Source organism: Streptomyces sp. S6 (assembly GCF_054880855.1).
Genome location: NZ_JBTYMC010000010.1, coordinates 1 through 25833, shown reverse-complemented (window position 1 = coordinate 25833; position 25833 = coordinate 1). Strand labels below are relative to the sequence as shown.

Below are 25833 nucleotides of genomic sequence, written 5' to 3'. Positions count from 1 at the left end.
CGGTGATATGTGGCCGACCAAGTAAGTGGAGTAGAGTGGTGTCCGTCGACTTGATTGGTCGGCCACATAAGTTTGCCTCCTGGAGGTTCCCATGACCACCGCGTTCGATCCGATCGACCTCTCCGGCACCCCGCTCGCCAACCGCATCGCCATGGCCCCGATGACCCGCAGCCGGGCCGCGGAGGGCGGACTGCCCACCGCGCTCACCGCCGAGTACTACGCCCAGAGAGCCACGGCCGGGCTGATCGTCACCGAGGGCATTCAGCCGTCCGTGGTAGGTCAGGGGTACCCCAGTACCCCCGGGCTGCACTCCGCCGAGCAGGTCGCCGCGTGGCGCACGGTCACCGACGCCGTGCACGCCGCCGGGGGACGGATCTTCGCCCAGCTCATGCACACCGGGCGCGTCGGCCATCCCTCGCTGCTGCCCGACGGCCTCGTCCCGGTAGGCGCCTCACCCGTCGCCGCGAACGGGCGGGTCTTCACCCACGAGGGGCCCAAGGACTTCGTCACGCCGCGCGAACTGACCGGCGACGAGATCCTCGCGACCGTCGCGGACTTCGCCACGGCCGCCCGCAACGCCATGGCCGCGGGCTTCGACGGCGTCGAACTCCACGGCGCGAACGGCTACTTGATCCACCAGTTCCTCGCGCCGGGGTCGAACCTGCGCACCGACGACTGGGGAGGCTCGCCGCAGAAGCGCATCCGGTTCGCCGTCGAGGTCGCCCGCGCGGTCGCCGCCGAGATCGGCGCGGCCCACACGGCCATGCGCCTCTCGCCGGGCAACCCCCTCAACGACATCGCGGAACCCGACCCCGAGCCCGCGTACACCGCCCTCGTCACCGAACTGGACCGGCTGGACCTCGCCTACGTCCACGTCATGGAGGTCGGCGACGTCCGCCCCCTGACCCTGACCCTCCGCAAGCTCTTCTCCAACGCGTTCGTCCTCAGCCCCGCCACCGACGGCCCCACTGACGCCGACTCCCTCACCCTCGTGGAGGACGGCACCACCGACCTGGTCGCCTTCGGCCAGCTCTTCCTGGCCAACCCCGACCTCCCCGTACGCCTCAGGTCCGGGGGCCCGTACAACCAGCCCGACGGGACGACGTACTACGGCGGGGGTGCGAAGGGCTACACCGACTATCCGGCGCTGAGCTGACGGGGAGCTCCGCTCAGGCCCCGGTCGTCCCGTCGATCGCCTCCCGCAGGATGTCCGCGTGGCCGTTGTGCCGGGCGTACTCCTCGACCATGTGGACGAGGATCCAGCGCAGGCTGACGGTCGTCCCGTCGAGCGGGCCGTCCACGATGTGACCGAGGTCGTCGAGCGAGCGGCCGGTGATCAGCTCCCGGCCGCGCGCGATCTCCTTGCGCCACACGGCGAGCGCCTCGTCCAGGCCACGGTCGGGCGAGAGGCGGTACCCGGTCGCCTCGCCGTACACGTACGGCACGTCCAGGCCCGCGAACGACCGCTGGAACCAGTTCCGTTCGACCTCCGCCATGTGCTGGACCAGACCGAGCAACGTCAACTCCGACGGCTTCGCGGCGGCCCGCCTGACCTGCTCGTCGTCCAACCCCGCGCACTTCAGCTCCAGGGTCGCCCGGTGGAAGTCGAGCCAGTTCGCCAGCATGGTCGGCTCGTCAGCGGTCCACTGGGGGACGGGGCGGCCGTCGGGGAGGGTGGACGGGGGGTTCGGGGTGGGGGAGTCGGTCGTCATAGGGGGAGCATGGCGCAGTGGGCGGGAGGGCGCAGGGGTTTCGCTCGGGGAGGAACGGGCGAGGGGTAGGGCTAGGGAGGGGAGGGGTCCGTAGTACCGGTGGGTGTTCCTCGGGGATACCCGTAGTACTGGCCGGGCCGGCTGTTCTCGTGCGCCCCGTAGTACCCGCGAGGGCCCTGTCGGGGGACTCGGGGATACCCGTAGTACTGGCCAGCCGACCCCTCAGGTGCGCCCCGTAGTACCTGCCAGGGCCCTGTCGGGGGGGGGGGCTCAGGGATACCCGTAATACCTGCTGAGCCGGCCTCTCCCGTACGCCCCGTAGTACCCCCGAGATCCTCTCAGGGATACCCGTAATACCCGCCCGCTCGATACCCGCCCGCTCGCCCCCGCCCGCAGCCTCGCCCTCGCCCCCGTGACACCCCGGCCCCCTACTTCCCCCAGCCCGCCTCAGCCGCCCGCAGCGCCCCCTCCACCGGGCCCACCTCGACCCCGCGCTCCCCGAGTGCCTCCGCCAGTGCCGACAGGCACCCCCGCACGGTCTCCAGCGTCGCGTACGCCCCGTAGTGGTTCACCCGGATCATCTCGGCCGCCAGCGCACCCCCGCCGGCGGCCAGTGGGAGGGAGGGGTCGATCTCCAGGGCGCGGGAGACCAGCTCGGAGGCGGGCGCTCCCGAGGGCGCCCGGAGAGTCGTGGCGACGGGAGCGGCCTCGGCGGCGTCGTACACGTACGGCTCCAGGCCACCGCCCAGGGCGGACGCCCCCGCGCGGGTCGCGGCGGCGGCGCGGGCGTGGCGGGACATGACCTCGTCCAGCCCCTCCGCGTCGATACGGTCCAGGCACGCCTCCAGGGCGAGCATCTCCAGCTGCGCCGGGGCGTGGAGGAGGGTCGTGCGGCCGGCGTCGACCCAGCGGGCCTTCCAGTCCAGCAGGGACAGGTACGAGTGACGCGGCGCCCCCGGGTTCGCGGCCATCCGCGCCCATGCCCGCTCGCTCACCGACACCGCCGACACCCCGGCGGGCCCGCCCATCGCCTTCTGCGCGCCGATGACGCACAGATCGACGCCCCACTCCTCAGGTACTACGGGTTCCGCCCCCACGGAGGCCACCGCGTCGAGGTAGAACAGCGCCCCGTACTCCCGTACGACCTCCCCGATCTCCCCTACGGGATTCGTGTTGCCGGTCGCCGCCTCCGCATGGACCAGCGACACGAAGTCGATCGCCGGATGCTCGACGAACGCCTCCCTGACCTGCGCCGCCGTGACCGCCGTGTGGAACGGCACCGCCAGGTCGACCACCGTTGCCCCGCAGTCCCGCAGCCAGTTCCCGAACGTCTGCCCGTAGGGGCCGGTGATCAGGTTCAGGGCCGTCGTCCCCGGCCCGGCGGTCGCCCGGATCGCCCCCTCCAGCGGCAGCAGCGCCTCGCCCTGCATGATCACGACATCCTGCGAGGTGCCCAGCAGCTTCGCCACCCGGTCCTCGATCGCGGCGAAGTGCGCGGCGCTCAGCGGGGGGAGGTCGAGGAGGGGATGGGTGGTCACGGCGCTGCTCTTTTCGCTTCTTTTCGCTGCTCACGAACGGTCGACGCACACGAGGGTAAACCCGCCCCCGTTCATCCGTACGGCCCCCACCGCCCCCGGCCCGATTTGAGAGACGGCCCGGCCTCCCCGATCGTCGACACAGGACGACGCATTTCATGCATCAGGGAAATATCAGGGCAACCCCTACGGAGGTCCACGTGCACCCGCTCCCCGGCCGCCGCACCCCCCTCCCGGCCCTCACCCTCACCGCCGCCCTCCTCCTCGCGGCCACCACCGCCTGCACCTCCAGCGGCGACGGCGGCAGCGGCTCCAAGACGGCGGCGGGCGGCGTGCGGCTCGCCAAGGCCGGACACCTCACCACCTGCACCCACCTGCCCTACCCCCCGTTCCAGTCGGAGATCGACGGCAAGGTGCAGGGCTTCGACGTCTCCCTGATCGACCTCGTCGCCAAGGACCTCGGCGTCAAGCAGCAGATCCTCGACACCCCCTTCGAGAACTTCAAGACCGGCGCCTTCCTCAACTCCGGGGAGTGCGACGTCGCCGCCGCCGGCATGACCATCACCGCCGAACGCAAGAAGAACGTCGACTTCTCCGACCCCTACTTCGACGCCACCCAAGCCGTTCTGGTCGACAGGAACAGCGGCCTGACCTCGCTCGCCGACGTGAAGGCGAAGAACGCGAAACTCGGCGCGCAGGCCCAGACGACCGGCGAGGACTACGCGAAGAAACAGGGCCTCGACCCGGTCTCCTTCGAGTCCTCCGACGCCGTCCTCAACGGCCTGCGCACCGGCCAGGTCAAGGCCGTCATCATCGACTACCCCGTCGTCCAAGGGTGGTTGAAGACCAAGGCCAACGCCGACGCCTTCAAGGTCGTCGACAACCTCAACACCGGCGAGCAGTACGGCTTCACGGTCGAGAAGGGCAACACGAAACTCCTCGCCGCCATCAACAAGGCGCTGAAAAAGGCCCGTTCGGACGGCACGTACAAGACGCTGTACGAGAAGTGGATCGGCCCGTACCCGTCATGACGACGAAACTGAAACGGCGTCAGAAGCAGCGGCTGTCCAGGGCCGCCCAGTACGCCGTGTTCGTCGCCGCCGTCCTCGCCTTCGCGTTCGGCGCCGACTGGAACCGGCTGCGCAACCAGTTCGCGCAGGGCGACATCGCCCGCCGGATGTTCCCCGACGTCATCACGCTGGCCCTCAAGAACACGGTGCTGTACACGCTTTCGGGGTTCGCGCTCGGCCTCGTCCTCGGCCTGGTCATCGCGCTGATGAGACTGTCCTCCGTCGGCCCCTACCGCTGGGTCGCCGGCGTCTACATCGAGATCTTCCGGGGCCTGCCCGCCCTGCTCATCTTCGTCTTCATCGGCGTCGCCGTCCCGCTCGCCTTCCCCGGCACCGAGATCGTCGGCGGTACCTACGGCAAGGCCGCCCTCGCCCTCGGTCTCGTCGGTGCCGCCTACATGGCGGAGACGTTCCGCGCCGGGATCCAGGCGGTGCCCAAGGGGCAGACGGAGGCGGCCCGTTCACTCGGGTTCAGTCCGGCTCGCGCGATGCTCTCCGTCGTCATCCCGCAGGCCGTCCGCATCATCCTGCCGCCCCTCACCAACGAGCTGATCATCCTCTTCAAGGACTCCTCCCTCGTCCTTCTCCTCGGCGTCACCCTGGAGGAACGCGAACTCTCCAAATACGGGCGCGATCTGGCGAGTACGACGGCCAACTCCACGCCGATCCTGGTCGCCGGGCTGTGCTATCTGCTGGTGACCGTGCCGCTCGGGTTCGTGGTCCGGCGGATGGAGGCGAAGTGAGCCGCTCGGCGGGGCATTTCGTGGCCCCCGAGATCCAAGTCACCGGCTTGCACAAGGCGTTCGGCGACAACGAGGTGCTGCGCGGCATCGACCTGGAGGTCGCCCGGGGTGAGGTCGTCTGCGTCATCGGCCCCTCCGGCTCCGGCAAGTCGACGCTCCTGCGCTGCGTCAACCTGCTGGAACAGCCGACGAGCGGAAAAGTCGTCGTCCGTGGCGTCGAACTCACCGACCCCGACGTCGACATCGACGCCGCCCGCCGTGAAATCGGCATGGTCTTCCAGCAGTTCAACCTCTTCCCGCACCTCACCGTCACCGAGAACCTCACCCTCCCGCAACGCCGCGTCCTCAAACGGGACAAGAAGACCGCCGAACGCGTCGCCCACGAGAACCTCATCCGCGTCGGCCTCCAGGACAAGGCCCACGCCCGCCCCGCCTCCCTCTCCGGAGGCCAACAACAACGCGTCGCCATTGCACGGGCGTTGGCGATGGGCCCCGAGGTCATGCTCTTCGACGAACCCACCTCCGCCCTCGACCCGGAACTCGTCGGCGACGTCCTCGCGGTGATGCGCATGCTCGCCGACGACGGCATGACGATGATGGTCGTCACCCACGAGATGACGTTCGCGAGCGAGGTGGCCGACCGGGTGGTGTTCATGGACGGGGGAGTGGTCGTCGAGGAGGGCACCCCGGCCCAGGTGATCGGCGCCCCCAGCCACGAACGCACCCGCCACTTCCTGTCCCGCCTGCTCGACCCGGCGAGGGCGGATGTCGAAGAAGACACCTAGGGTGCCTTCCATGAACGATCACGCGGTGCTGCACGTCAAGGGCCGAATCCTCGTCGGACCGGAGGACATCCGCGACGACCTCTGGATCATCGACGGCCGCGTCACCTACGACCGACCGGCAACCGCCCGCGACATCAGCACAGTTGACGGATGGGCCCTCCCCGGCCTCGTCGACGCCCACTGCCACGTCGGACTCGGCCCCCACGGCCCCGTGGACAAGGACGTCGCCGAACAGCAGGCCCTCACCGACCGCGAAGCCGGCACCCTCCTGATCCGCGACGCGGGCTCCCCCTCGGACACCCGCTGGACCGACGCCCGCGACGACCTCCCGAAGATCATCAGGGCCGGCCGCCACATCGCCCGCACCCGCCGCTACATCCGGGGCTACGCCCACGAGATCGAACCCGAGGACCTCACCGCGTACGTCGCTCGGGAGGCTCAACGAGGCGACGGCTGGGTCAAGTTGGTCGGCGACTGGATCGACCGCGAGGTCGGTGACCTCGCCCCCACCTGGCCGAGGGAAGCGGTGGAGTCCGCGATCGCCGAGGCCCACCGACTCGGTGCCCGGGTCACCGCCCACTGCTTCTCCGAGGACTCCCTCGCAGACCTCGTCGAGGCCGGCATCGACTGCGTCGAACACGCCACCGGACTCACCGACGCCACCATCCCCCTCTTCGCGGAACGCGGCGTCGCGATCGTCCCCACCCTCGTCAACATCGCCACCTTCCCCACCCTCGCGGCAGGCGGCGAGGCCAAGTTCCCGAGTTGGGCCGCCCACCTGCGCCGCCTCCACGAACGCCGCTACGACACCGTCCGCAACGCGTACGACGCCGGCATCCCCGTCTACGTCGGCACCGACGCCGGCGGCACCCTCCCGCACGGCCTCGTCGCCGACGAGGTCACCGAACTCGTCACCGCAGGCATCCCGCCCGTCGAGGCGCTCGCGGCGACGACCTGGAAGGCCCGCGAGTGGCTCGGCCGCCCCGGCCTCACCGAGGGCGCCCCCGCCGACCTCGTCGTCTACGCGCAGGACCCACGAACGGACGTCCGGGTACTGGCCGATCCGTCACACGTCGTGCTGAACGGCCGTGCCGTGAGGTGACGTTGTGTCGAACGTGTGAGTGACGTACCCACGATCGTGTGAACTCGCCCAGGTTTGCTGCTCGTTCGCTCGTACTGCGTAATTCTTTCGGGGTCCCGAGCAATCACTACTGGGGGTCCCACCACAGTGACAGGCACCAACTTCCGTATGCCCGCACGCCGTTTCGCCACCCTTGCGACGGCCGTCGCCCTGACCGCAGGTCCCGCGGTCCTCGTCGGCGCACCCGCCGCCCACGCGACCGGCGACCAGGGGCGCGCGAGCGCCGTCGTCCTCCGGACCGGGCTCGACGTCTCCCTCCTCAACAAGACGGTCCAAGTCCCCCTGGCCGTCTCGCTGAACGAGGTCGAGGCGCCGGCGTCCGCCGAGAAGACGGCACTCACCGCGACGCTGGACGGGGTCGACAAGGGGCAGCCGTTCAACGTCCTCCGGGCGGACGTCGCGTCGGCCAAGGCGGATGTCTCCGACGGGAAGGCCGAGGCGTCGAGTCGGCTGGCCCACGCGAAACTCCACGTTCCCGGGCTGCCGTTGCTGTCCGTCATCGAGGTCGAGACCGTCACGTCCAAGGCGGTCTGCGAGGTCGGCAAGGCGCCCGTCGCCGAGGCGAATCTGCTGGGGGCGGTGACTGTTCTCGGCAAGAAGGTGACGGTGTCCGCCGGGGGGTCGACCGAGGTCGAGGTGCCCGGGGTGGGGGAGGTGCGGCTCGATCTCTCCAAGAAGGAGACGACGTCGAAGACCGCAGCGGCCACCGCGCTCGAACTCTCCGTCAGCGTCAATCCGTTGAAGCTCAACGTGGCGGAGGTGAACGGGACGGTGACGCTGGTCAAGTCGACCTGTGAGACGCCGGAGGCGCCGCAGAAGGCTGCTCCGCAGGGGGAGGCCGAGCAGACCGCCGTTGAGCCGAAGGGGGCTCCCGTCGAGGCGAACCTCGCGGAGACCGGGGGGAGTTCGAACACCCCGTACATCGCGGGTGGAGCTGCCGCGCTGCTTGTGGTGGGTGGGGGTGCGGTGTTCTTGGCTCGGCGGGGGCGTAGGGGGTAGCGCCTAACGGGGGAGGGGTGCGGGGAGTTCGGCGGGTGCGGCAGCATCGTGGCTGGTCGCGCCCACGCGGCGGTAGCCGCACATCGATACAGCCCCGCGCCCCTGAAAGCCTGGTCCGCACCGGCGATTAGCAGGACGCCCCCATCACCTTCTCCAACACCCTCAGAAAGCCGTTCACCGTTTCACGGTCTCGCACCGCCAGCCTCAACCACTCCCCACCCAGCCCCGGAAACGTATCCCCCCTCCGCACCGCGAACCCCGCCTCCCGCAGCCGCGCCCGAACCCCCTCCGCCCCCGTCAGCCGGACGAGAACAAACGGCCCCTCCGCCGGCCCCACGACCCGCACCCCCAACTCCCGCAGCCCGGCCACCAGATGAGCCCGATCCACCGCGACCCGGCAGGCGAACTCCTCCGCCTCCTCCACCGCCCGCGCAGACACACACGCCTCCGCAGCCGCCAACGCGGGCGTCGACACCGGCCACAACGGCTGAGCCCGCTCCAACTCCCGTACGACATCAGGCTCGGCCAGCACGTACCCGATCCGCAGCCCGGCGAGACCCCACGTCTTCGTCAGGCTCCGCAACACCACCAACCCCGGCACATCGGTCCGCCCCGCCAACGCCTCCCGCTCACCCGGCACGGCGTCCATGAACGCCTCGTCGACCACCAACACCCGCCCAGGACGGGCGAGTCCGGTGACGACGGAAGCCGGATGCAGCACGGACGTCGGGTTCGTCGGATTGCCGATCACCACCAGGTCGGCGTCCTCGGGCACCAGCGAGGGATCCAGCCGGAACCCGTCCGCCTCCCGCAACAGCACCCGCCCCACGGAGTGCCCCGCATCCCGCAGCGCCGCCTCCGGCTCCGTGAACTGCGGGTGGACGACGACAGGTTGACGGACCTTCAGAGCCCGCGCCAGCAGGACGAACGCCTCCGCCGCCCCCGCGGTCAACAGCACCCGCTCCACCGGCAGCCCGTGCCGGGCGGCCACCGCCTCCCGGGCGGCCCGGCCGTCGGGGTAGGCGGCCAGGCCGGTCAGAGAGTCGGCGATGACGGACCGCAGCCACGAAGGCGGCGTGTCCGCACGGACGTTGACCGCGAGGTCGACGAGGTCCGCGCCGTCGTCGCGGACCTCGGCGTCGCCGTGGTGGCGCAGGTCGTGGCTGTCAGTGGGCATGGGAGTGCGCGTGGCCGTGGTGATGGTGGTGGTGATGGCCGTCGTCGTCGGGGTGGAAGTGTGGCTGCTGCGGCGCCCCCACCTTGTCCTCGAAGCCGGGCAGCGCGATGCGGTACACGCACGAGTCGCAGTTCATCCGCAGATCACCCTTGACGGCCTCCGCGTAGCGCTCCATCACCAGATCGAGCAACTCCGGCTCGGGACCGATGACATCGGCCGAGAACACCTCGACCTCGGGATGCGCGGCGGCCCACCCCTCGGTCTGCTGCCGCACCCGGTCCGGGAGGATCCCGGTGAACAGGAAGTAGGGCAGGACGACGATCCGCCGCGCACCCAGCTTCACGCACCGGTCGAGCCCGCTCGGCACGTCGGGCGCCGCGAGCGACACGAACGCCGTCTCGACACCGGCGTACCCACGCCCCTCCCACAGCAGCCGGGCCGCCTTGTACACCTCGGCGTTGGCGTCCGGGTCGGTCGAACCCCGCCCGACCAGCAGCACCATCACGTCGGCGCGGTCGTCGGGGGTACGCGTGGAGGAACCGCCGAGCGCGTCCTCCAACCGCCTTTCCAGGACGGACAGCAGAGCCGGGTGCGGGCCCAGCGGACGGCCGTAGGTGTACGAGATCCCGGGGTGGCGCTCCTTCTCGCGGGCCAGCGCGGCCGGGATGTCGCCCTTCGCGTGACCGGCGGACACCAGCATCAGCGGTACGGCGGCGAACCGCCGGACCCCCTGGTCCACCAACTCGGTCACGGCGTCGCCGAGCGGCGGCGGGGACAGCTCGATGAAGCCGCCCGCGACGGGCAGTTGAGGGTTACGGCGCCCCAACTCCCGTACGAAGTCGCGGAACGCCTCGGCACCGGCGTCGTCCCGGGTGCCGTGGCCGGCGATGAGCAGGGCGGGCGGCGGGGTGGTCACTTTTTCTCCTCGTGAGCGGAACTCGGTTGATACAGCAGTGCGTTGAGCGCGGCGGCGGCGACCGCCGAACCGCCCTTCTCGGACACGTTGGACACAGCGGGCAGCCCGCTATCGCGCAGCGCGGCCTTCGACTCGGCCGCCCCGACGAACCCGACGGGCAGCCCGATGACGAGCGCGGGGGAGGCGTCCAGCGTCAGCAACTCCTCCAGGGCGGTCGGCGCACAGCCGATCACCCAGATCGCCCCCGGCCCGACCTCCTCGTACGCCAGCCGGACCGCCTGGGCCGAACGGGTCAGCCCAGGCCCCGACTTGGCGTCCTTCAGCCGGCAGACGGTCTCCCGCCGGGTGATGCCGGCCGCGACCATCTCCACATCGACGACGACGGGCGCACCGGCGTGCAGCGCGGCATGCGCCTTCACCAACTCGCCCTCGTCCATCACGAGATCGGCCGCGTACTCCAGATCGGCGGCGGAGTGGATGACCCGCTCCACCACCGCCCGCGTCAACAGCGGGAAGTGCGAGGTGTCCAGCCGGGCACGCAGCCGGCGGAAGGACTCCTGCTCGATGGGGTGGACCACACGGTTCACTTCGCCTCCTCCTGCCAGCGGTAGCCACGCGGCGTCACCATGCGCCCCGCGATGATCCTGGTGGCCGTGTTGCCCACGGTCACGACGGTCATCATGTCGACCGTCGCCGGGTCGAGTTCACCCAGGGTCGACACCCGGCTCGACTCGTCGGCCCGCGAGGCGTTCCGCACGACACCGACGGGCGTCGCAGCCGACCGGTGCTCGGACAGCAGCGCGAGCGCCTTCGGCAACTGCCAATCACGGCCCCGCGAACGGGGGTTGTAGAACGTGACGACCAAGTCGGCCTCGGCGGCGGCCCGTACGCGCCGCTCGATGACCTCCCACGGCGTGTGCAGGTCGGACAGGCTGATCGAGACGTGGTCGTGCCCGAGCGGCGCCCCGAGGATCGCCCCGGCGGCCAGCGCGGCCGTCACCCCGGGCACCCCGATCACGTCGATGTCGTCGGACGCCTCGGCCAGCGCGGGCGACGCCATCGCGTACACCCCCGCGTCCCCGCTCCCGATCAGCGCGACGGCCCGCCCGAGCCGCGCCTCGGCGACAGCGGTCCGCGCCCGCTCCTCCTCGGCCCCGAGCCCCGACTCCAGGACGACCGTCCCCGGCATCAGCAGATCCCGGATCTGGTCGACGTACTGATCGAGCCCCACGACGACGGACGCCCGCCGCAACTCCGCCTGGGCACGCGGCGTGAGCAGATCCCGGGCGCCGGGACCGAGCCCGACGACAGCGAGCCGCCCCCGCGAGGGACGCCGTACGACAGCACAGGTCGCCATCGCCGGGGAGCCCCCCGACTTCCGCTTCGGCACGAGGAGTTCACCCCCGCCGACCAGCGCGGCGGCCTCCGCGACCGACGGCGTCCCCACGGCAGCGAGCGGCGCGTCCGACGGGTTCGGCACCTCGACGAGAGCCAATTCCTCGGCGGAGTACGTCACCACGGGCACCCCGAGCCGCGCGGCGGCCTCCAGGATGCCGGGCTCCTCCGACTTGGCGTCCACGGTGGCGAGTCGAGCGACACTGCGCGCCGAGAGCCCCGCGTCCCGCAAGGCGTCCTCGATCACCGACAGCACCTCGTCGACCGGCGCACCTCTGGAGGCACCGACCCCGACGACGAGGGACGGGGGACGCAACAGGACCTCACCGGACGCCGGTTCGGCGACACGGTCGGTCAACCGCACGGTGGCCACGCCCTCTTGGCCCGAGGCGAACGGAACCGGCGGCAGCGGCCACGCCACCTCCACCTCCAGCCCGACCGGCTCCCCGTCCAGCAGCGCCCGCGACACCCCGGCCACATCCCCCTCGACCGGCACCCCGAGCGTGTCGAGCCCCGCCACCCCGACGGAGTCCGTAGCCGTCGTCACCACAGGCAGCGCCCCCAGCAACTCCCCGACCTCCACGGCCAGTTCGTTCGCCCCGCCGCCATGCCCCCCGACCAGCGACACGGCGAACCGCCCGCCCTCGTCGACACACACCACCCCGGGATCGGCCCCCTTGTCCGACAGCAACGGCGCGAGGATCCGCACGGTCGCCCCGGTCGCCAGGAAGCACACGAGCTGCTCGCACTCCGCGAACGCGGCCCGCACCGCGTCTCCCACAGGCCCGTCGTACACCCGCGTACGCTCCGGCGAGGCCGCGGCCAGCCGGTCCCGCGCCGCCGCCCCCGCCGACGTGGCGGAAATGAGGCCGATCACTGAGCAACTCCTTTGTCAGAAAAGGACGTTCGCACGCCCCACAACAGAAACACGGGATTGGCCGCGGCGAGCCGCGTCACATCCCCGGGCAACGGCGCGAGCCGCGACGACTGCAACAGCACCCCGTCACAGGAGAACCCGGCAGCGCCGAGCGCCGCCCGCACCCCTGGCACCCGGTCGACGGCGGCCATCGCGACGACGACCACCCGCCGGGCCCGCCGCGCGCACTCCGCGACGATGGCGGGCAGCTCACCGCCCCCACCCCCCACGAACACGGCGTCAGGATCGTCGAGTCGGGCCAGCGCGCCAGGAGCCTCGCCATGCACGACATGGACGTCGACCCCGTGCGCGGCGGCGTTCGCCCGCACCCGCTCCACCCCGTCCGCCGCCTTCTCGACGGCCGACACGGCAGCCCCGAACCGCGCGCACTCCACGGCCACGGACCCCGACCCCGACCCCACGTCCCACACCAACTCCCCGACCCGGGGCCCGAGTCGGGCCAGCGCGAGCGCCCGCACCTCGAACTTCGTGATCATCGAGTCCCGGTGGGCGAAGTCACCCTCCTCAAGAGCCCAGCGATCAGGGGAGACGCCCCCTCCGGCAACGGTCCGCATCCCCGAACCCCTCTGCCCCGCACCCAGACACAGCACGACGCTCACCGCCGAACCCCAGTCCCGCCCCGCCGCCTCCTCCGGCGTCACCCGCTCGACCCGCTCCAACACGGGATCACCCAGCGAAGTCCCGACGACCAACTCCCGCGCATACCCCACCAGTCCGGCCCCCAACTCCGCAGGCCCACCCCCCGGCCCCGTCAACACGGCCACCTTGGGAAACGCCCGGCACACGTTCACGGCGACCCGAGCCGCCCGCCCGTGCGCGCTCACCACGACCGCGTCGTCCCAGGCAACTCCCAGCCGAGCGAAGGCCGTCGCCACCGACGACACCCCCGGCCGCACATCCAGCACCCCCGGCCCGAACCGCTCCGCGAGCGCCCGCACCACCCCGAAGAACCCCGGATCCCCCGATGCGAGCACGACGACGCGCCGCCCCTCACCGAGGTACTTCTCGACGACGTCGAACGCGGGCGCCAGCGGCCCGAGCACAACGGAGTCAGCCCCGGGGGGAAGCGTCACGGCGGCCAGATGCCGCCGCCCCCCGACGACCAACTCGGCGCCGTCCAGCACCTCTTGGGGAACCGGCGCCCCGGTCCCCGTACCGACGACGGTGATCACGTACCCGCCCCCCGCTCCTGCCTGAGCGCCCTGCGTGCCTCCGGGTCCGCCCTGCGGAACCCGTGGAAGTGACCGGGGTGGTAGAGGTGCGAGCGGGTGCCGCGCGCGCCGAGCGCCGGGCCGATCAGGAACAGCGTGTGCTTCCACAGCTTGTGCTCCTTGACCGTCTCCTCCAGCGTCTCGATCGTGCACCGCACGACCAACTCCTCGGGCCACGTGGCCTGGTAGGCGATCACGACCGGCGTCGTCGTCGGATACCCGCCCTCCAGCAGCTCCCGCACGAGCTGCCCGCTGCGCGCCGCCGACAGGAACACCGCCATCGTCGTCCCGTGCCGCGCGAACTCCCGCACCTCCTCACCCGGCGGCATCGGCGTCTTGCCGCCACCGAGCCGGGTCAGGACGACGGACTGCGCGACCTCCGGGATCGTCAGCTCACGCCCGGCGATCGCCGCGACCGCCGAGAACGACGACACCCCGGGCACGATCTCCGTCTCGATGCCGAGCTCCTCGCACCGATCGAACTGCTCCTGCGTGCCACCCCACAGCGCCGGGTCACCCGAGTGGATGCGGGCCACCTTCAGCCCCTCGCGCCGCGCCCGCTCGTACACAGCGACGACGTCCTCCAGCGACATCGTCGCCGAGTCGAGGATCTCCGCCCCCTCGCGCGCATGTTCCAGCACGTCCGCCTGGACCAGGCTCGCCGCCCAGATCACCACGTCCGCGTCGGCGATGGCCCGCGCGGCCCGGAACGTCAGCAGATCCGCGGCGCCGGGGCCGGCACCGACGAACGTCACCTTGCCGGTGGAGGCATCGGACATGGGGGAGAGTCCTTTCAGAAAGGGGTTTCAGAGCGTTACCGGACACCGACGGCCACCCGGGCCGCCGATCCGCGGACATGCGCGAACAAGGGGAGATCGGATACGAAGGCCTCATGGCGGTCTTCGTCGCGCTCGGCGCGTTCCTGATGACGCTGGCCGGCGGCTGGACGGCACAGCGCGTGACCGACCGCCGCCATCTCGTCCTGGGCCTGGCCGGCGGCCTGATGCTGGGGGTCGTCGGCCTCGACCTGCTGCCCGAGGCCCTCCACGCGGCGGGCACCGAGGTGTTCGGCGTCCCCGCCGCCCTCCTGCTGTTCGTCGCCGGGTTCCTGCTGGCCCATTTGGTCGAACGCCTCCTCGCCGCCCGCCAGGCCGCGCACGGCGCCGAGGAGAACGACGGCCGCGTCCCGGAAGTCGGCCTCACGGCCGCCGCCGCGATGGTCGGCCACAGCGCCATGGACGGCGTCGCCATCGGCGCGGCCTTCCAGGTCGGCGGCGGCATGGGGACGGCCGTCGCGCTCGCCGTCATCGCCCACGACTTCGCCGACGGCTTCAACACGTACACGATCACAAGCGTTTACGGAAACGCCCGACGCAAGGCCCTCGCGATGCTCTTCGCCGACGCGGCGGCGCCCGTCGTCGGCGCGCTCTCCACGGCGTTCGTCACCATCCCGGAGCAACTGCTCGGCGGCTATCTCGGCTTCTTCGGCGGCGCCCTGCTCTACCTCGCCGCGGCCGAGATCCTCCCCGAGGCCCACCACGACCACCCCGCCCGCTCGACCGTCCTGTGCACGATCGCGGGCGCCGCCTTCATCTGGCTGGTGGTGGGGCTGGCGGGCTGAGTGACGTATGCCGGAAACCGGTCTCACAACTTCCCACCCCGACCACTGTCCCGCCGGGCGGGCGAGATCAGCGTCGACAGATACGGCAGCGGCGACCCGTCCAACTCGGCCGCACCCCCCACGGTCTCCCCGTCGAGCCCCAGCGCAGCCCCCCACACGGCCCCCTCGATCCGCCCGGTCTCCCGCAACGCCTCGACGACCTCACCGGCCTGCCGCCCGAACTTGTACGCCACAACCGTCCCCGGCCCGCCCAACGCGTCCTTCAACACCGCGGACCCGGCCGTCACCGGCACCAACGTCAACGGCTCGGTCCCCTCGGTCAGCACCGCCCCCGACCGCGCGGCCAGATCCTGCATCGCCGTGATCCCCGGCACGGTCTCGACGACCGTCCCCGGCACCAGCTCCACGATCGTCTGCGCGAGATACGTGAACGTCGAATACACGTTCGGATCGCCGATGGTCGCGAACGCAACAGACCCGTACTCCCGCAGCAGCCCGGCCACCCGCTCCCCGGCGGCATCCCAGGCAGCCTCCCGCCGCCCCCGGTCACTGCGCTCGTTCAGCGCGAACACGACCCGGACGACCTTCTCCCCGCCGACGTAGTGCAGCACCGTCGCCTCCGCCCGCCCCCGCTCCCCGCTGTCCATCACGGGTACGACGACGACATCGGCGTCCCGCAGAGCGTTGACCCCCTTGACGGTCACCAGCTCCGGGTCCCCCGGCCCCACCCCGACCCCGATCAGCCTGCTGCTCATGACGTCCGGCACCTCTCCACGAACCGACGGGCCACACCAGGCTCACTCGCCCAATGCGTGTGCAAATAACTCGCATGCACATTACGTCCCACGAACCCCTCCACACGACTCCGAGCCCCCCGAAACCCCCAGGCAGGCGCGCTCCCGGCCCCCGGCTCCACCACAGTCCGATGAAACTCGTGCCCCCGCATCCGCGTCCCCACCCCCGCCAGCACGCTCTCACTGACGGCAACGGCATCCCGATACCCGAGCGTCAGCCGCTCACTCATCCGAGCGGAGGCATCGATGACCCCACACATCGGACGCCCGTCAAGTTCCCGGCACAGATAGAGCAACCCCGCACACTCGGCGGCAACGGGCGCCCCCGCCTCGGCAAGCGACGTAACCGCTTTCAGCAACGGGATGTTGGCGGCCAGCTCAGCCCCGTACACCTCGGGAAACCCACCCCCGATGACGAGCCCGGCGGTCCCTTCGGGCAGCGCTTCGTCTCGCAACGGATCAAAGGTGACGACATCAGCTCCGGCGGCGGCAAGCAACTCGGCATGCTCGGCGTAGGAGAAGGTGAAAGCAGCCCCACCGGCAACGGCGACAACGGGCCTCGCCTTGAAACGCTGCTCGCCTTTCAGCCCGTCCGGCGTTTGAGGACGAGGCCCGTCCAGGGCCGAAGCGGGGGTCTGGGGGCGGCAGCCCCCAGGGTCGGGAATGGGAAGGGGCGGCGGGGGCGAAAACCTCAAAGCAGCACCCGCATCCCACCCAGCCACCCCCAACTCCCCAGCCCCCCGGGCAACTTCCATCAACCCCTCAAGATCACACCCAGCAGAAACCTGCGCAGCCATAGCCGCCACAGCCTCCACAGCCGCCCCCCGCCGCTCGGCAACCGGCACCAACCCGAGATGCCGAGAAGGTGTATCCACCTGAGCCACCCTCCGCAACACCCCCAACACCGGCACCCCCGCCGACTCCAACGCCTCCCGCAACAACTCCTCATGCCGATCGGAGGCCACCTTGTTGAGGATCACCCCCGCCACCCGAACCTCGGGATCCCAGGACACGAACCCGTGCACCAACGCGGCCACCGACCGAGACTGCGACGACGCGTCCACGACCAACACCACCGGCGCCCGCAACAACTTCGCGACATGAGCCGTGGACGCCAACTCCCCTTCCCCCGCAGCCCCGTCGAACATCCCCATGACACCTTCGACGACCGCGAGATCACACCCCTGAGCCCCATGCAGGAACAGGGGCGCGACCAACTCCGGCCCACACAGATACGCGTCGAGATTCCGCCCCACCCGCCCGGTCGCGAGCGAGTGATACCCGGGATCGATATAGTCCGGCCCCACCTTGTGCGCAGACACGACAAGCCCCCGCGAGGCGAACGCGGCCATCAACCCCGTGGCAACAGTGGTCTTCCCGCTCCCGGACGACGGCGCGGCAATGACCAACCGAGGAACGGAACTCACCACTCGATCCCCTTCTGCCCCTTCTGCCCCGCGTCCATCGGATGCTTGACCTTGGACATGTCGGTGACGAGATCGGCGAACTCCACCAACTTCTCAGGCGCGTTCCGCCCGGTGATCACAACATGCTGAGTACCAGGCCGATTCCGCAGCACCTCGATCACCTCGTCGGTGTCGATCCACCCCCAGTGCATCGGATACGCGAACTCGTCCAGCACGTACAGCTGATACGTCTCAGCTGCGAGATCCCGCTTGACCTGCTCCCAACCCTCCCGAGCCTTCTCCTCGTTGTCCATCTGGGCATCCCGCTGCACCCAGGACCACCCCTCACCCATCTTGTGCCAGTCGACGGACCCGCCCTCCCCGGACGCCCCCAGCACCCGCAGCGCGTTCTCCTCCCCGACCTTCCACTTCGCCGACTTCACGAACTGGAACACCCCGATCGGCCACCCCTGATTCCAGGCCCGCAGCGCGAGCCCGAACGCGGCGGTCGACTTCCCCTTCCCGACTCCCGTATGGACGACGACCAGTGGCCGATTACGCCGCTGACGCGTCGTCAACCCGTCGTCCGGCACCACACTCGGCTGCCCCTGAGGCATTACGCGGCCCTCCTCTGACCCTGAACGTCCTTGACCAACCCGGCGATCGAATCCGCCCGCAACTCGTCCAACGTCACGGCGGTACCCCCCAGTTCACCCGCGAGCTGCCCCGCCAGCCCCAGCCGCACCGGCCCCGACTCACAGTCGACGACCACGGAGGCAACCCCGTCGGCGGCGAACAGCCGAGCCGCCCGCCCGGCGAGAGCCACCGGCTCCGGCCCCCCGGTCGCCCGCCCGTCCGTCACGACGACGACCAGCGCCCGCCGGGCCGCATCCCGCAACCGCTCCACCCGCAGCACGTCATGCGCCCTGAGCAGCCCGGCGGCCAGCGGCGTACGCCCCCCGGTCGGCAGCGACTCCAGCCGGGCGGCGGCGGCATCCACGGACGACGTCGGAGGCAGCACGACCTCCCCGGAGGCCCCCCGGAACGTCACCATCCCGACCTTGTCCCGCCGCTGATACGCGTCCAGCAGCAACGACAACACCGCCCCCTTCACCGCACTCATCCGCTGCCGAGCGGCCATCGACCCGGAGGCGTCGACGACGAACAACACCAAGTTGGACTCGCGGCCCTCTTGCAGGGCCTGCCGAAGATCGTCCCGCCGCACCACGAGCCCACGCCCAACTCGCCCCCGCGCCAGCTGATGCGGCGCGGCGGCCTGCACAGTAGCCGCCAAGTGCAGCTTGGTCAGCGCCCCTTGAGGCCGCCGGGCCCCCGTGGTCCGCCCCTGCTCGGTCCGCGCCCGAGACCGCCGCCCGGCAGCCCCCTGCCCGACTCCCGGCACACTCAACACCTTGGCCCGAAACGGCTCGGCAGCCCGCACGGCCGACTGCTCCCCGCCACCCCCGGCAGGCTCCCCGCCTTCCCCGGCCTCAGGCTGAGCGGCAGCACCACCACCGTCCCCCTGCCCACCCTCGGGCGCCGGCTGCCCACCACCCCCACCGGGCCCGTCCGGATCCGGATCGTCCTCCGGGGACTCCCCGGAGAATTCCTCCAGCGTCTCGTCGAGCTTGCTTTCATCAAGTCCCGGCGCGTCGAACGGATTACGCCGACGACGATGAGGCAACGCCAGCAGTGCCGCCTGCCGCACATCCTCGGCCAACACCTCGGTCCGTCCAGCCCAGGCGGCCAACGCGGTAGCGGTACGCGCCATCACGATGTCGGCCCGCATCCCGTCCACCTCGAACGCCGCACAAGTCGCCGCGATCTGCCGCAACGCCCCGTCCCCGAGCCGCACCGACGACAACAACGCCCGCGCTGCGACGATCCGTTGCCGTACGGAGGCCTCCTCGGACGCCCAAGTCTCCACAAAGGCGGCCGGATTGTCGTCGTACGCCAGCCTCCGCCGCACGACCTCCACCCGCTGATCCGGCTCCCGAGAGGCGGCCACCTCGACAGTCAGCCCGAACCGGTCGAGCAACTGCGGCCTCAACTCGCCTTCTTCAGGGTTCATGGTCCCGACGAGCAAGAACCGAGCGGCGTGCCGCACGGACACACCCTCACGCTCGACGTACGACGCCCCCATCGCGGCGGCGTCGAGCAGCAGGTCGACGAGGTGGTCGTGCAGCAGGTTGACCTCGTCGACGTACAGAATCCCGCGATGCGCATCGGCCAGCAGCCCAGGCTCGAACGCCTTCACGCCTTCAGCGAGCGCCCGCTCGATGTCGAGCGCACCGACAAGTCGGTCCTCGGACGCCCCGACAGGCAACTCGACCATCCGAGCGGCCCGTTGAGTCTCGCCGCCGACCTCATGCGGCCCATCAGGGCAAGCAGGATCGGGCGAGGCGGGATCACAGGAGAACCGGCACCCCGCGACCACCGGCACCTCCGGCAACAACGCCGAAAGCGCGCGCACGGCGGTGCTCTTCGCGGTGCCTTTCTCGCCACGCACCAACACCCCGCCGACAGCGGGCGACACGGCGTTCAGCAGCAACGCGAGCCGCAGATCGTCCTGCCCGACAACGGCCGTGAACGGAAACGGAGTACTCACTGGTCGCCCTCCAAGTCGCCCTCAAGCTCCAGATAGGTGGCACGCAGCCGCTCCAGCGTGTCCGCGTCGGGCTCCGCCCACAGCCCACGGTCGGCGGCCTCAAGAAGCCGCTCGGTGATCCCGCGCAGCGCCCACGGGTTGGACTTCTTCATGAAATCCCGGTTCTCCGGGTCGAAGACGTACTCGGCCGACAGCTTCTCGTACATCCAGTCGTCGACCACCCCCGCCGTAGCGTCGTACCCGAACAGGTAGTCCACGGTCGCGGCCATCTCGAAAGCGCCCTTGTACCCGTGCCGCCGCATGGCCGCCATCCAGCGCGGGTTGACCACCCGAGCCCGGAACACGCGATGCGTTTCCTCGCCGAGCGTCCGCGTCTTCACCTGGTCCGGCGTGGCCGAATCCCCCACGTACGCCTCGGGGTTGGCGCCGGTGAGGTGGCGGACCATGGCGACCATGCCGCCGTGGTACTGGAAATAGTCGTCCGCGTCGACGAGGTCATGCTCCCTCGTGTCCACGTTTTTCGCCGCGACAGCGATCCGCTTGAACGCCGTCTCCATGTCCCCCCGAGCCGCCCGCCCGTCCAGCCCCCGCCCGTACGCGTAACCACCCCACACCGCGTACACCTCGGCGAGATCCGCGTCGGAGCGCCAGTTGCGCGCGTCGATCAGCGGCAGCAACCCGGCGCCGTAGGCACCCGGCTTGGAGCCGAAGATGCGGGCGGTGGCCCGGCGTCGGTCGCCGTGCTCGGCCGTGTCCTCATCCGCGTGTGCGCGCACGAAGTTGCCAGAAGAGGGCTCGTCCAGCTCGGCCACCGCGCGGACTGCGTCGTCGATCAACCCCACGACGTGCGGGAACGCGTCCCGGAAGAAGCCGGAGATACGGACGGTCACGTCGATGCGGGGACGGGCCAGCTCCTCCAGGGGGACGACCTCGAACCCGGTGACGCGGCGGGACGCGTCGTCCCAGACCGGCCGGCAGCCCAGCAGCGCGAGGATCTCGGCGATGTCGTCACCCTGGGTCCGCATCGCGGAGGTGCCCCAGACGGTGAGGCCGACGGACTGCGGATACTCCCCGGTGTCCGCGAGATACCGCTGCACGAGCGAGTCGGCGAGCGCCTGCCCGACCTCCCAACTCAGCCGGGAGGGAATGGCCTTGGGGTCGACGGAGTAGAAGTTCCGGCCGGTCGGCAGGACGTTGACGAGACCGCGCGTCGGCGACCCGGAGGGACCGGCGGGCACGTAACCCCCGTCCAGCGCACGCAGGATGTGCCCGATCTCGTCCGTCGTACGGGCCAGCCGGGGCACGACCTCCTCACAGGCGAACGTCAACACGGCCACGGCGTCCGGCAGTTCGGTACCGAGCACCTCACGCACCAGCGCGGGCACGCCGTCCACCGACCAGCCCCGCTCCTCCATCCCGACGGCGACCCGCCGGCACAACTGCTCCAGCAGGTCGATCGCGTCGGCGGCGGTCCGCGCGGGCCCCTCCACCAGCGCGCTCAGCTCCACCGGCACCTTCAGCGAGGCCCCCGGCTCGGCGAGCAACTCCTTCTCCACCAGCCCGAAATGGGCCGCGAAGGCGGACCGCAGACCCGGCAGCGCGTTCGCCTTCCCGCCCCACACCTGGGAGGCCCGCAGCACCGCGAGGACCAGGTTCACCCGGGCCTCGTCGACCGGCCCGCCGCCGAGGATGTGCAGCCCGTCCCGGATCTGCACGTCCTTGATCTCACAGAGGTAGCCGTCGATGTGCATGACGAACTCGTCGAAGTCACCGTCGTCCGGCTGCTCGTCGACATGCAGGTCGTGATGCAGCTCGGCGGCCTTCACCAGCGTCCAGATCTGCGCCCGCACGGCAGGCGCCTTCACCGGGTCCAGATCGCTCACGAGGGCGTATTCGTCGAGGAGTTGCTCCAGCTTCGCCAGATCCCCGTACGTGTCCGCGCGGGCCATCGGCGGCACCAGGTGGTCGACGACGGTCGCGTGCCCACGCCGCTTCGCCTGCGTCCCCTCGCCGGGGTCGTTCACGATGAACGGGTAGATCAGCGGCAGCTCACCGAGCACGGCGTCCGGCGCACAACCCCCGCTGAGACCGAGGCCCTTGCCCGGCAGCCACTCCATCGTGCCGTGCTTGCCCATGTGGACGATCGCGTCGGCACCGAAAGAGTTGTCCAGCCAGCGGTACGCGGCCATGTAGTGGTGCGACGGCGGCATGTCCGGGTCGTGGTAGATCGCGATCGGGTTCTCCCCGAACCCGCGCGGCGGCTGGATCATCACGACGACGTTCCCGAACTGCAAGGAGGCCAGGACGATGTCGTCCCCGTCGACGTACAGCGACCCCGGCGGCTCGCCCCACGCCTCGGTCATCGCGTCCCGCAGCTCCGGGTCCAGCTTGTCGAACCACGCCTGGTAGTCGGCCAGCGGCACCCGCGCGGGCGCCGACGCCAACTGCTCCTCGGTCAGCCACTCCACGTCGTGCCCGCCGGCCTCGATGAGCCGGTGGATCAACTCGTCGCCCTCGGACGGGTATCCGCTCACCCCGTACCCGGCGTCCCGCAGCGCGTCCAGCACCCGCACCGCCGAAGCGGGCGTGTCCAGACCGACCGCGTTGCCCACCCGGGAGTGCTTCGTCGGGTATGCCGTGAAGACCAGCGCGACCTTCTTCTCCGCGTTCGGCTTGTGCCTCAACCGCGCGTGCCTGACGGCGATTCCGGCGACCCGCCCGGCCCGCTCGGGGTCGGCGACGTACACCGGGACGTCGTCCGGACCCTGCTCCTTGAAGGAGAACGGGACGGTGATGATGCGCCCGTCGAACTCGGGGATCGCGACCTGCATCGCCGCGTCCATCGGAGAGAGCGCGGCGTCACTGGCGTCCCACGTCTCCCGCGACGACGTGAGGCAGAGCCCTTGCAGCACCGGGATGTTGAGATCGGCGAGCGCGCCGATGTCCCACGCCTCCTCGTCACCGCCCGCCGACGCCTCCGAGGCGTGCGTGCCGCCCGCCGCGAGGACGGTCGCGACCAGCGCGTCCGCGTCGCCGAGGATCTCGTACAGCCCGGCGTCCGCGCCGCGCAGCGAACCGCAGTACACGGGAAGGGCGTTGGCCCCGCGTGCCTCGATCGCGTCGCACAGGGTGTCGACGAAGGAGGTGTTGCCGCTCAACTCGTGGGCCCGGTAGAAGAGGACGCCGACCGTCGGGCGGCCGTCCCGCACCTCGTACGAGCCGTGGACCCCGAACTCCGGCATCTTCAGCGGCTCGTCGAAGCCCTCACCGGTCAACAGCACGGTGTCGGACAGGAATCGGGCCATCTCCACCAGGTTCGCCGGACCGCCCTCGACGAGGTAGCGCAGCGCCTCCGCCACGACCCCGGCCGGCACCGACGACTCGGCCATCAGCTCCGCGTCCGGCACGGCCTCGCCGCCCAGCAACACGGTAGGGATACCGGCCGACTTGAGCGCCGCGAGCCCGTCCTCCCAGGCCCGCTTGCCGCCGAGGAGGCGGACGACAGCGATGTCGGCGCCCTCGATCAGGGCCGGAAGCTCCCCGGCGACGTCCACCCGTGTCGGGTTCCCGATCCGGTACGGGGCGCCGGAGGCGCGGGCCGCCAGCAGGTCCGTATCGGCGGTCGACAACAACAACACTGTGCTCATGCGGGCGCTCCCGGGGGGATGAAAGGCAGTCCTTGTGGCGCTCCCGACTCGATGAGCCTCAGAAGAGCGCCGGTGTCCGCGTGCTGTTCGATCAAGTCGCCGAGCAGATCGAGCTGTCGCTCGCGCAGCTCGGCGAAAGAGGTGTCCTCGGCGGGCACGAAACGGCGGCCCGCGGTGGCCGCCACCTCCCGCAGAAAGGCCCGCCGGAAGCCGTCCGACTCCAGCGAACCGTGCCAGTGCGTACCCCAGACGGCGCCGTCCCGGCAGCCGTCCAAGAAGGGTTCCCCCCCGTCGACAGAGGCGACCCCGTGGTGGATCTCGTACCCCTCGACCCGTTCCCCGAGGGCCTCGCCCACCGGCCGGGTCAAGGTCTTCTCGCGGGCGAACCGCACCCGCACGGGCAGCAGCCCGAGCCCGTCGACGACTCCGGCGCGCGACTCGACGTCGTCCTCGATCCGCTCGCCGAGCAGCTGAAAACCGCCGCAGATCCCGAGAGTCGGCCGCCCGGCCGCAGCTCGGCGCCCCAACTCGTCGGCCAGGCCCCGCTCCCGGAGCCACTCAAGTGCCTTCACCGTGCCGCGAGTTCCGGGGACGACGACCAGATCCGCGTCGGCGAGTTCCTCGGGCCGGTCCACGAACCGCACCACGACGCCGGGTTCGGCGGCGAGGGCGTCGACGTCCGTGAAGTTGGACATCAACGGCACCGCGCAGACGGCGACGCGCAGCACGTCGTCCCCGACCGGCGGGGTGAGCGACGACTCCCGGACGGCGCCCCGCAGGGACACCGCCATACCGTCCTCCTCGTCGATCCCGAGGCCGTGCTGGAACGGCAGCACCCCGTACGTCGGCCGCCCGGTCAGACCGCGCAGCATCTCCAGCCCCGGTTCCAGCAGCGACACATCGCCCCGGAACTTGTTCACGAGGAACCCGGCGACCAGCGCCTGGTCCTCGGGGGAGAGGAGCGCGACCGTCCCGAAGAACGAGGCGAAGACGCCACCCCGGTCGATGTCCCCGACCACCAGCACCGGCAGCCCCGCGTTGCGCGCGATGCCCATGTTGACGATGTCGGTGCGCCGCAGGTTGATCTCGGCGGGTGAGCCGGCGCCCTCGCAGATCACCGCGTCGTGCGTGGACCGGAGTTCGGAAAGACAGTCGAGAACGGTTCCGAGGAGTTGCTCCTGCCGCCCCCCGTGGTACCGGCGGGCGTCCATCTCACCGACCGGCCTGCCCATCAGGACGACCTGGCTGGACCGGTCCCCGCCCGGCTTCAGCAGCACGGGGTTCATCAGCGCCGTCGGCTCGATCCGGCACGCCTGCGCCTGCATGGCCTGCGCCCGCCCGATCTCGGCGCCCTCCCGGGTCACGAACGAGTTCAGCGACATGTTCTGCGCCTTGAACGGCGCCACCTTCACACCCTGCCGCACCAGCCACCGGCAGATCCCCGCCGTGACGACACTCTTCCCGGCGTCGGAGGTGGTCCCGGCGACCAACAGCCCGCCACTCATACCCCGGCCCCCCATTTCAGCAACCGTTTGCACAACACGCGCCCGGCGACCGTCGCCCCCAGCGCCAGCCAGCTCACCCGCCGCGACAACCGCACCGCCCGCTCGATGTCCCCCACGACAACCCCTCGCCCGCCCCCGTTCAGCACAGGCCGGTGCTCCACCCGCCCCGCGTACGACAACGTCCCGCCCATCCGCACCCCGAGCGCCCCGGCGAACGACGCCTCCACGGGCCCGGCGTTGGGGCTCGGATGCTTCCCGGCGTCCGCCCGCCAAGCCCGTACGGCACCCCGGGGATCGTCCCCGGCGGCGCAGGCCAGCACGCCCGTCAGCCGCGCCCCCGGCCACCCGGCGACGTCGTCGAGGCGCGCGGACGCCCAGCCGAACCGCCTGAGGCGGGGCGACTTGTGCCCGACCATCGCGTCCAGCGTGTTGACGGCCCGGAACCCGAGCAGCCCCGGCACCCCGGCCGCAGCGCCCCACACGAGCGCGCCGACGACCGCGTCGGACGTGTTCTCCGCAACCGATTCCACAACGGCCCGCGCGATCCCGTCCGCGTCCAGCGCCTGCGGATCCCGCCCGCACAGGTGCGGCAGCCGCGCCCGCGCCGCCTCGATGTCCCCGGCCTCCAGCG

The 25833-nt window shown here is 71.1% G+C and carries 22 protein-coding genes; 7 read left to right on the top strand and 15 right to left on the bottom strand.

Going from position 1 to position 25833, the window contains the following annotated elements; genetic code table 11:
• Positions 1–91 precede the first annotated feature (91 nt).
• Entirely contained in the window at positions 92–1156 is a 1065-nt protein-coding gene (locus ACVNF4_RS02770) for an alkene reductase (RefSeq protein WP_461801014.1), read from the top strand.
• Between the two features lie 13 nt (positions 1157–1169).
• Here ACVNF4_RS02770 and ACVNF4_RS02765 read toward each other — a convergent pair whose 3' ends face one another.
• Together ACVNF4_RS02765 and ACVNF4_RS02760 are read right to left on the bottom strand one after the other, a co-directional pair.
• Positions 1170–1712: a DinB family protein gene (locus ACVNF4_RS02765; RefSeq protein ID WP_461801013.1), complete on the bottom strand. Its 543-nt coding sequence runs from the start codon at positions 1710–1712 to the stop codon at positions 1170–1172.
• Between the two features lie 428 nt (positions 1713–2140).
• Positions 2141–3250: a pyridoxal-phosphate-dependent aminotransferase family protein gene (locus tag ACVNF4_RS02760; protein WP_461801012.1), complete on the bottom strand. Its 1110-nt coding sequence runs from the start codon at positions 3248–3250 to the stop codon at positions 2141–2143.
• Positions 3251–3447: 197 nt separating this feature from the next.
• Between ACVNF4_RS02760 and ACVNF4_RS02755 the strand changes: the two genes are divergently transcribed.
• From ACVNF4_RS02755 to ACVNF4_RS02735, 5 genes are all read left to right on the top strand, one after another.
• Entirely contained in the window at positions 3448–4278 is an 831-nt protein-coding gene (locus ACVNF4_RS02755) for a transporter substrate-binding domain-containing protein (protein WP_461801011.1), read from the top strand.
• Complete coding sequence (locus tag ACVNF4_RS02750; RefSeq protein WP_461801010.1) at positions 4275–5060, top strand: amino acid ABC transporter permease; 786 nt, start codon at positions 4275–4277, stop codon at positions 5058–5060. Before ACVNF4_RS02755 ends, ACVNF4_RS02750 begins: the two co-directional genes overlap by 4 nt.
• Positions 5057–5845 carry an amino acid ABC transporter ATP-binding protein gene (locus tag ACVNF4_RS02745; RefSeq protein WP_461801009.1) on the top strand — a complete coding sequence of 263 codons (789 nt, stop codon included), beginning with the start codon at positions 5057–5059 and terminating at the stop codon, positions 5843–5845. Before ACVNF4_RS02750 ends, ACVNF4_RS02745 begins: the two co-directional genes overlap by 4 nt.
• 10 nt (positions 5846–5855) lie before the next feature.
• Positions 5856–6947 (top strand): amidohydrolase family protein, encoded by a 1092-nt coding sequence (locus ACVNF4_RS02740; protein WP_461801008.1) that lies wholly within the window; start codon positions 5856–5858, stop codon positions 6945–6947.
• Between the two features lie 126 nt (positions 6948–7073).
• Positions 7074–7985 (top strand): SCO1860 family LAETG-anchored protein, encoded by a 912-nt coding sequence (locus tag ACVNF4_RS02735; protein WP_461801007.1) that lies wholly within the window; start codon positions 7074–7076, stop codon positions 7983–7985.
• Positions 7986–8112: 127 nt separating this feature from the next.
• On the opposite strand, the gene cobC is transcribed toward ACVNF4_RS02735, so the two are convergent.
• From cobC to cobM, 6 genes are read right to left on the bottom strand one after another with little or no spacing between them, the layout of a single operon-like run.
• Positions 8113–9162, bottom strand: a complete 1050-nt coding sequence (gene cobC / locus ACVNF4_RS02730; RefSeq protein WP_461801006.1) for an Rv2231c family pyridoxal phosphate-dependent protein CobC — start codon at positions 9160–9162, stop codon at positions 8113–8115.
• A complete protein-coding gene (locus ACVNF4_RS02725; RefSeq protein ID WP_461801005.1) occupies positions 9152–10078 on the bottom strand; it encodes a sirohydrochlorin chelatase in 927 nt (308 codons plus the stop codon). The genes cobC and ACVNF4_RS02725 overlap by 11 nt, the downstream gene beginning before the upstream one ends.
• The gene (locus ACVNF4_RS02720; RefSeq protein WP_461801004.1) at positions 10075–10665 is read right to left on the bottom strand and encodes a precorrin-8X methylmutase; all 591 of its coding nucleotides are present in this window, start codon (positions 10663–10665) and stop codon (positions 10075–10077) included. Before ACVNF4_RS02720 ends, ACVNF4_RS02725 begins: the two co-directional genes overlap by 4 nt.
• Positions 10662–12350 (bottom strand): precorrin-3B C(17)-methyltransferase, encoded by a 1689-nt coding sequence (gene cobJ, locus ACVNF4_RS02715; protein WP_461801003.1) that lies wholly within the window; start codon positions 12348–12350, stop codon positions 10662–10664. Before cobJ ends, ACVNF4_RS02720 begins: the two co-directional genes overlap by 4 nt.
• Positions 12347–13582: a precorrin-6y C5,15-methyltransferase (decarboxylating) subunit CbiE gene (gene cbiE, locus ACVNF4_RS02710; protein WP_461801002.1), complete on the bottom strand. Its 1236-nt coding sequence runs from the start codon at positions 13580–13582 to the stop codon at positions 12347–12349. The genes cobJ and cbiE overlap by 4 nt, the downstream gene beginning before the upstream one ends.
• Positions 13579–14400 carry a precorrin-4 C(11)-methyltransferase gene (gene cobM, locus ACVNF4_RS02705; RefSeq protein ID WP_461801001.1) on the bottom strand — a complete coding sequence of 274 codons (822 nt, stop codon included), beginning with the start codon at positions 14398–14400 and terminating at the stop codon, positions 13579–13581. Before cobM ends, cbiE begins: the two co-directional genes overlap by 4 nt.
• Positions 14401–14513: 113 nt before the next feature.
• Here cobM and ACVNF4_RS02700 point away from each other — a divergent pair, with 113 nt between their 5' ends.
• A complete protein-coding gene (locus ACVNF4_RS02700; protein ID WP_461801000.1) occupies positions 14514–15242 on the top strand; it encodes a ZIP family metal transporter in 729 nt (242 codons plus the stop codon).
• Between the two features lie 23 nt (positions 15243–15265).
• Here the strand turns inward: ACVNF4_RS02700 and cobI are convergent, their stop codons facing one another.
• From cobI to ACVNF4_RS02665, 7 genes are all read right to left on the bottom strand, one after another.
• On the bottom strand, positions 15266–15997 hold the full coding sequence (gene cobI, locus ACVNF4_RS02695; protein WP_461800999.1) for a precorrin-2 C(20)-methyltransferase: 732 nt from the start codon (positions 15995–15997) through the stop codon (positions 15266–15268).
• Positions 15994–17466 carry a cobyrinate a,c-diamide synthase gene (locus ACVNF4_RS02690; protein WP_461800998.1) on the bottom strand — a complete coding sequence of 491 codons (1473 nt, stop codon included), beginning with the start codon at positions 17464–17466 and terminating at the stop codon, positions 15994–15996. Before ACVNF4_RS02690 ends, cobI begins: the two co-directional genes overlap by 4 nt.
• Complete coding sequence (gene cobO / locus ACVNF4_RS02685; RefSeq protein ID WP_461800997.1) at positions 17460–18059, bottom strand: cob(I)yrinic acid a,c-diamide adenosyltransferase; 600 nt, start codon at positions 18057–18059, stop codon at positions 17460–17462. Before cobO ends, ACVNF4_RS02690 begins: the two co-directional genes overlap by 7 nt.
• Positions 18059–20050: a putative cobaltochelatase gene (locus tag ACVNF4_RS02680; protein ID WP_461800996.1), complete on the bottom strand. Its 1992-nt coding sequence runs from the start codon at positions 20048–20050 to the stop codon at positions 18059–18061. The genes cobO and ACVNF4_RS02680 overlap by 1 nt, the downstream gene beginning before the upstream one ends.
• A complete protein-coding gene (gene cobN / locus ACVNF4_RS02675; protein ID WP_461800995.1) occupies positions 20047–23697 on the bottom strand; it encodes a cobaltochelatase subunit CobN in 3651 nt (1216 codons plus the stop codon). Before cobN ends, ACVNF4_RS02680 begins: the two co-directional genes overlap by 4 nt.
• A complete protein-coding gene (locus tag ACVNF4_RS02670; RefSeq protein WP_461800994.1) occupies positions 23694–25202 on the bottom strand; it encodes a cobyric acid synthase in 1509 nt (502 codons plus the stop codon). Before ACVNF4_RS02670 ends, cobN begins: the two co-directional genes overlap by 4 nt.
• Positions 25199–25833: CobD/CbiB family cobalamin biosynthesis protein (locus tag ACVNF4_RS02665; RefSeq protein ID WP_461800993.1), on the bottom strand; the 635-nt coding region annotated here is incomplete at its 5' end. The genes ACVNF4_RS02670 and ACVNF4_RS02665, both read right to left, overlap by 4 nt.

Bases quoted from the DNA above. Each gene is read 5' to 3' on its own strand.
- ACVNF4_RS02770 (WP_461801014.1), top strand. From the start codon at position 92: ATGACCACCGCGTTCGATCCGATCGACCTCTCCGGCACCCCGCTCGCC.
- ACVNF4_RS02765 (WP_461801013.1), bottom strand. From the start codon at position 1,712: ATGACGACCGACTCCCCCACCCCGAACCCCCCGTCCACCCTCCCCGAC.
- ACVNF4_RS02750 (WP_461801010.1), top strand. From the start codon at position 4,275: ATGACGACGAAACTGAAACGGCGTCAGAAGCAGCGGCTGTCCAGGGCC.
- ACVNF4_RS02740 (WP_461801008.1), top strand. From the start codon at position 5,856: ATGAACGATCACGCGGTGCTGCACGTCAAGGGCCGAATCCTCGTCGGA.
- cobC (WP_461801006.1), bottom strand. From the start codon at position 9,162: ATGCCCACTGACAGCCACGACCTGCGCCACCACGGCGACGCCGAGGTC.
- cobM (WP_461801001.1), bottom strand. From the start codon at position 14,400: ATGTCCGATGCCTCCACCGGCAAGGTGACGTTCGTCGGTGCCGGCCCC.
- ACVNF4_RS02700 (WP_461801000.1), top strand. From the start codon at position 14,514: ATGGCGGTCTTCGTCGCGCTCGGCGCGTTCCTGATGACGCTGGCCGGC.
- cobI (WP_461800999.1), bottom strand. From the start codon at position 15,997: ATGAGCAGCAGGCTGATCGGGGTCGGGGTGGGGCCGGGGGACCCGGAG.
- cobO (WP_461800997.1), bottom strand. From the start codon at position 18,059: ATGCCTCAGGGGCAGCCGAGTGTGGTGCCGGACGACGGGTTGACGACG.
- cobN (WP_461800995.1), bottom strand. From the start codon at position 23,697: ATGAGCACAGTGTTGTTGTTGTCGACCGCCGATACGGACCTGCTGGCG.
- ACVNF4_RS02670 (WP_461800994.1), bottom strand. From the start codon at position 25,202: ATGAGTGGCGGGCTGTTGGTCGCCGGGACCACCTCCGACGCCGGGAAG.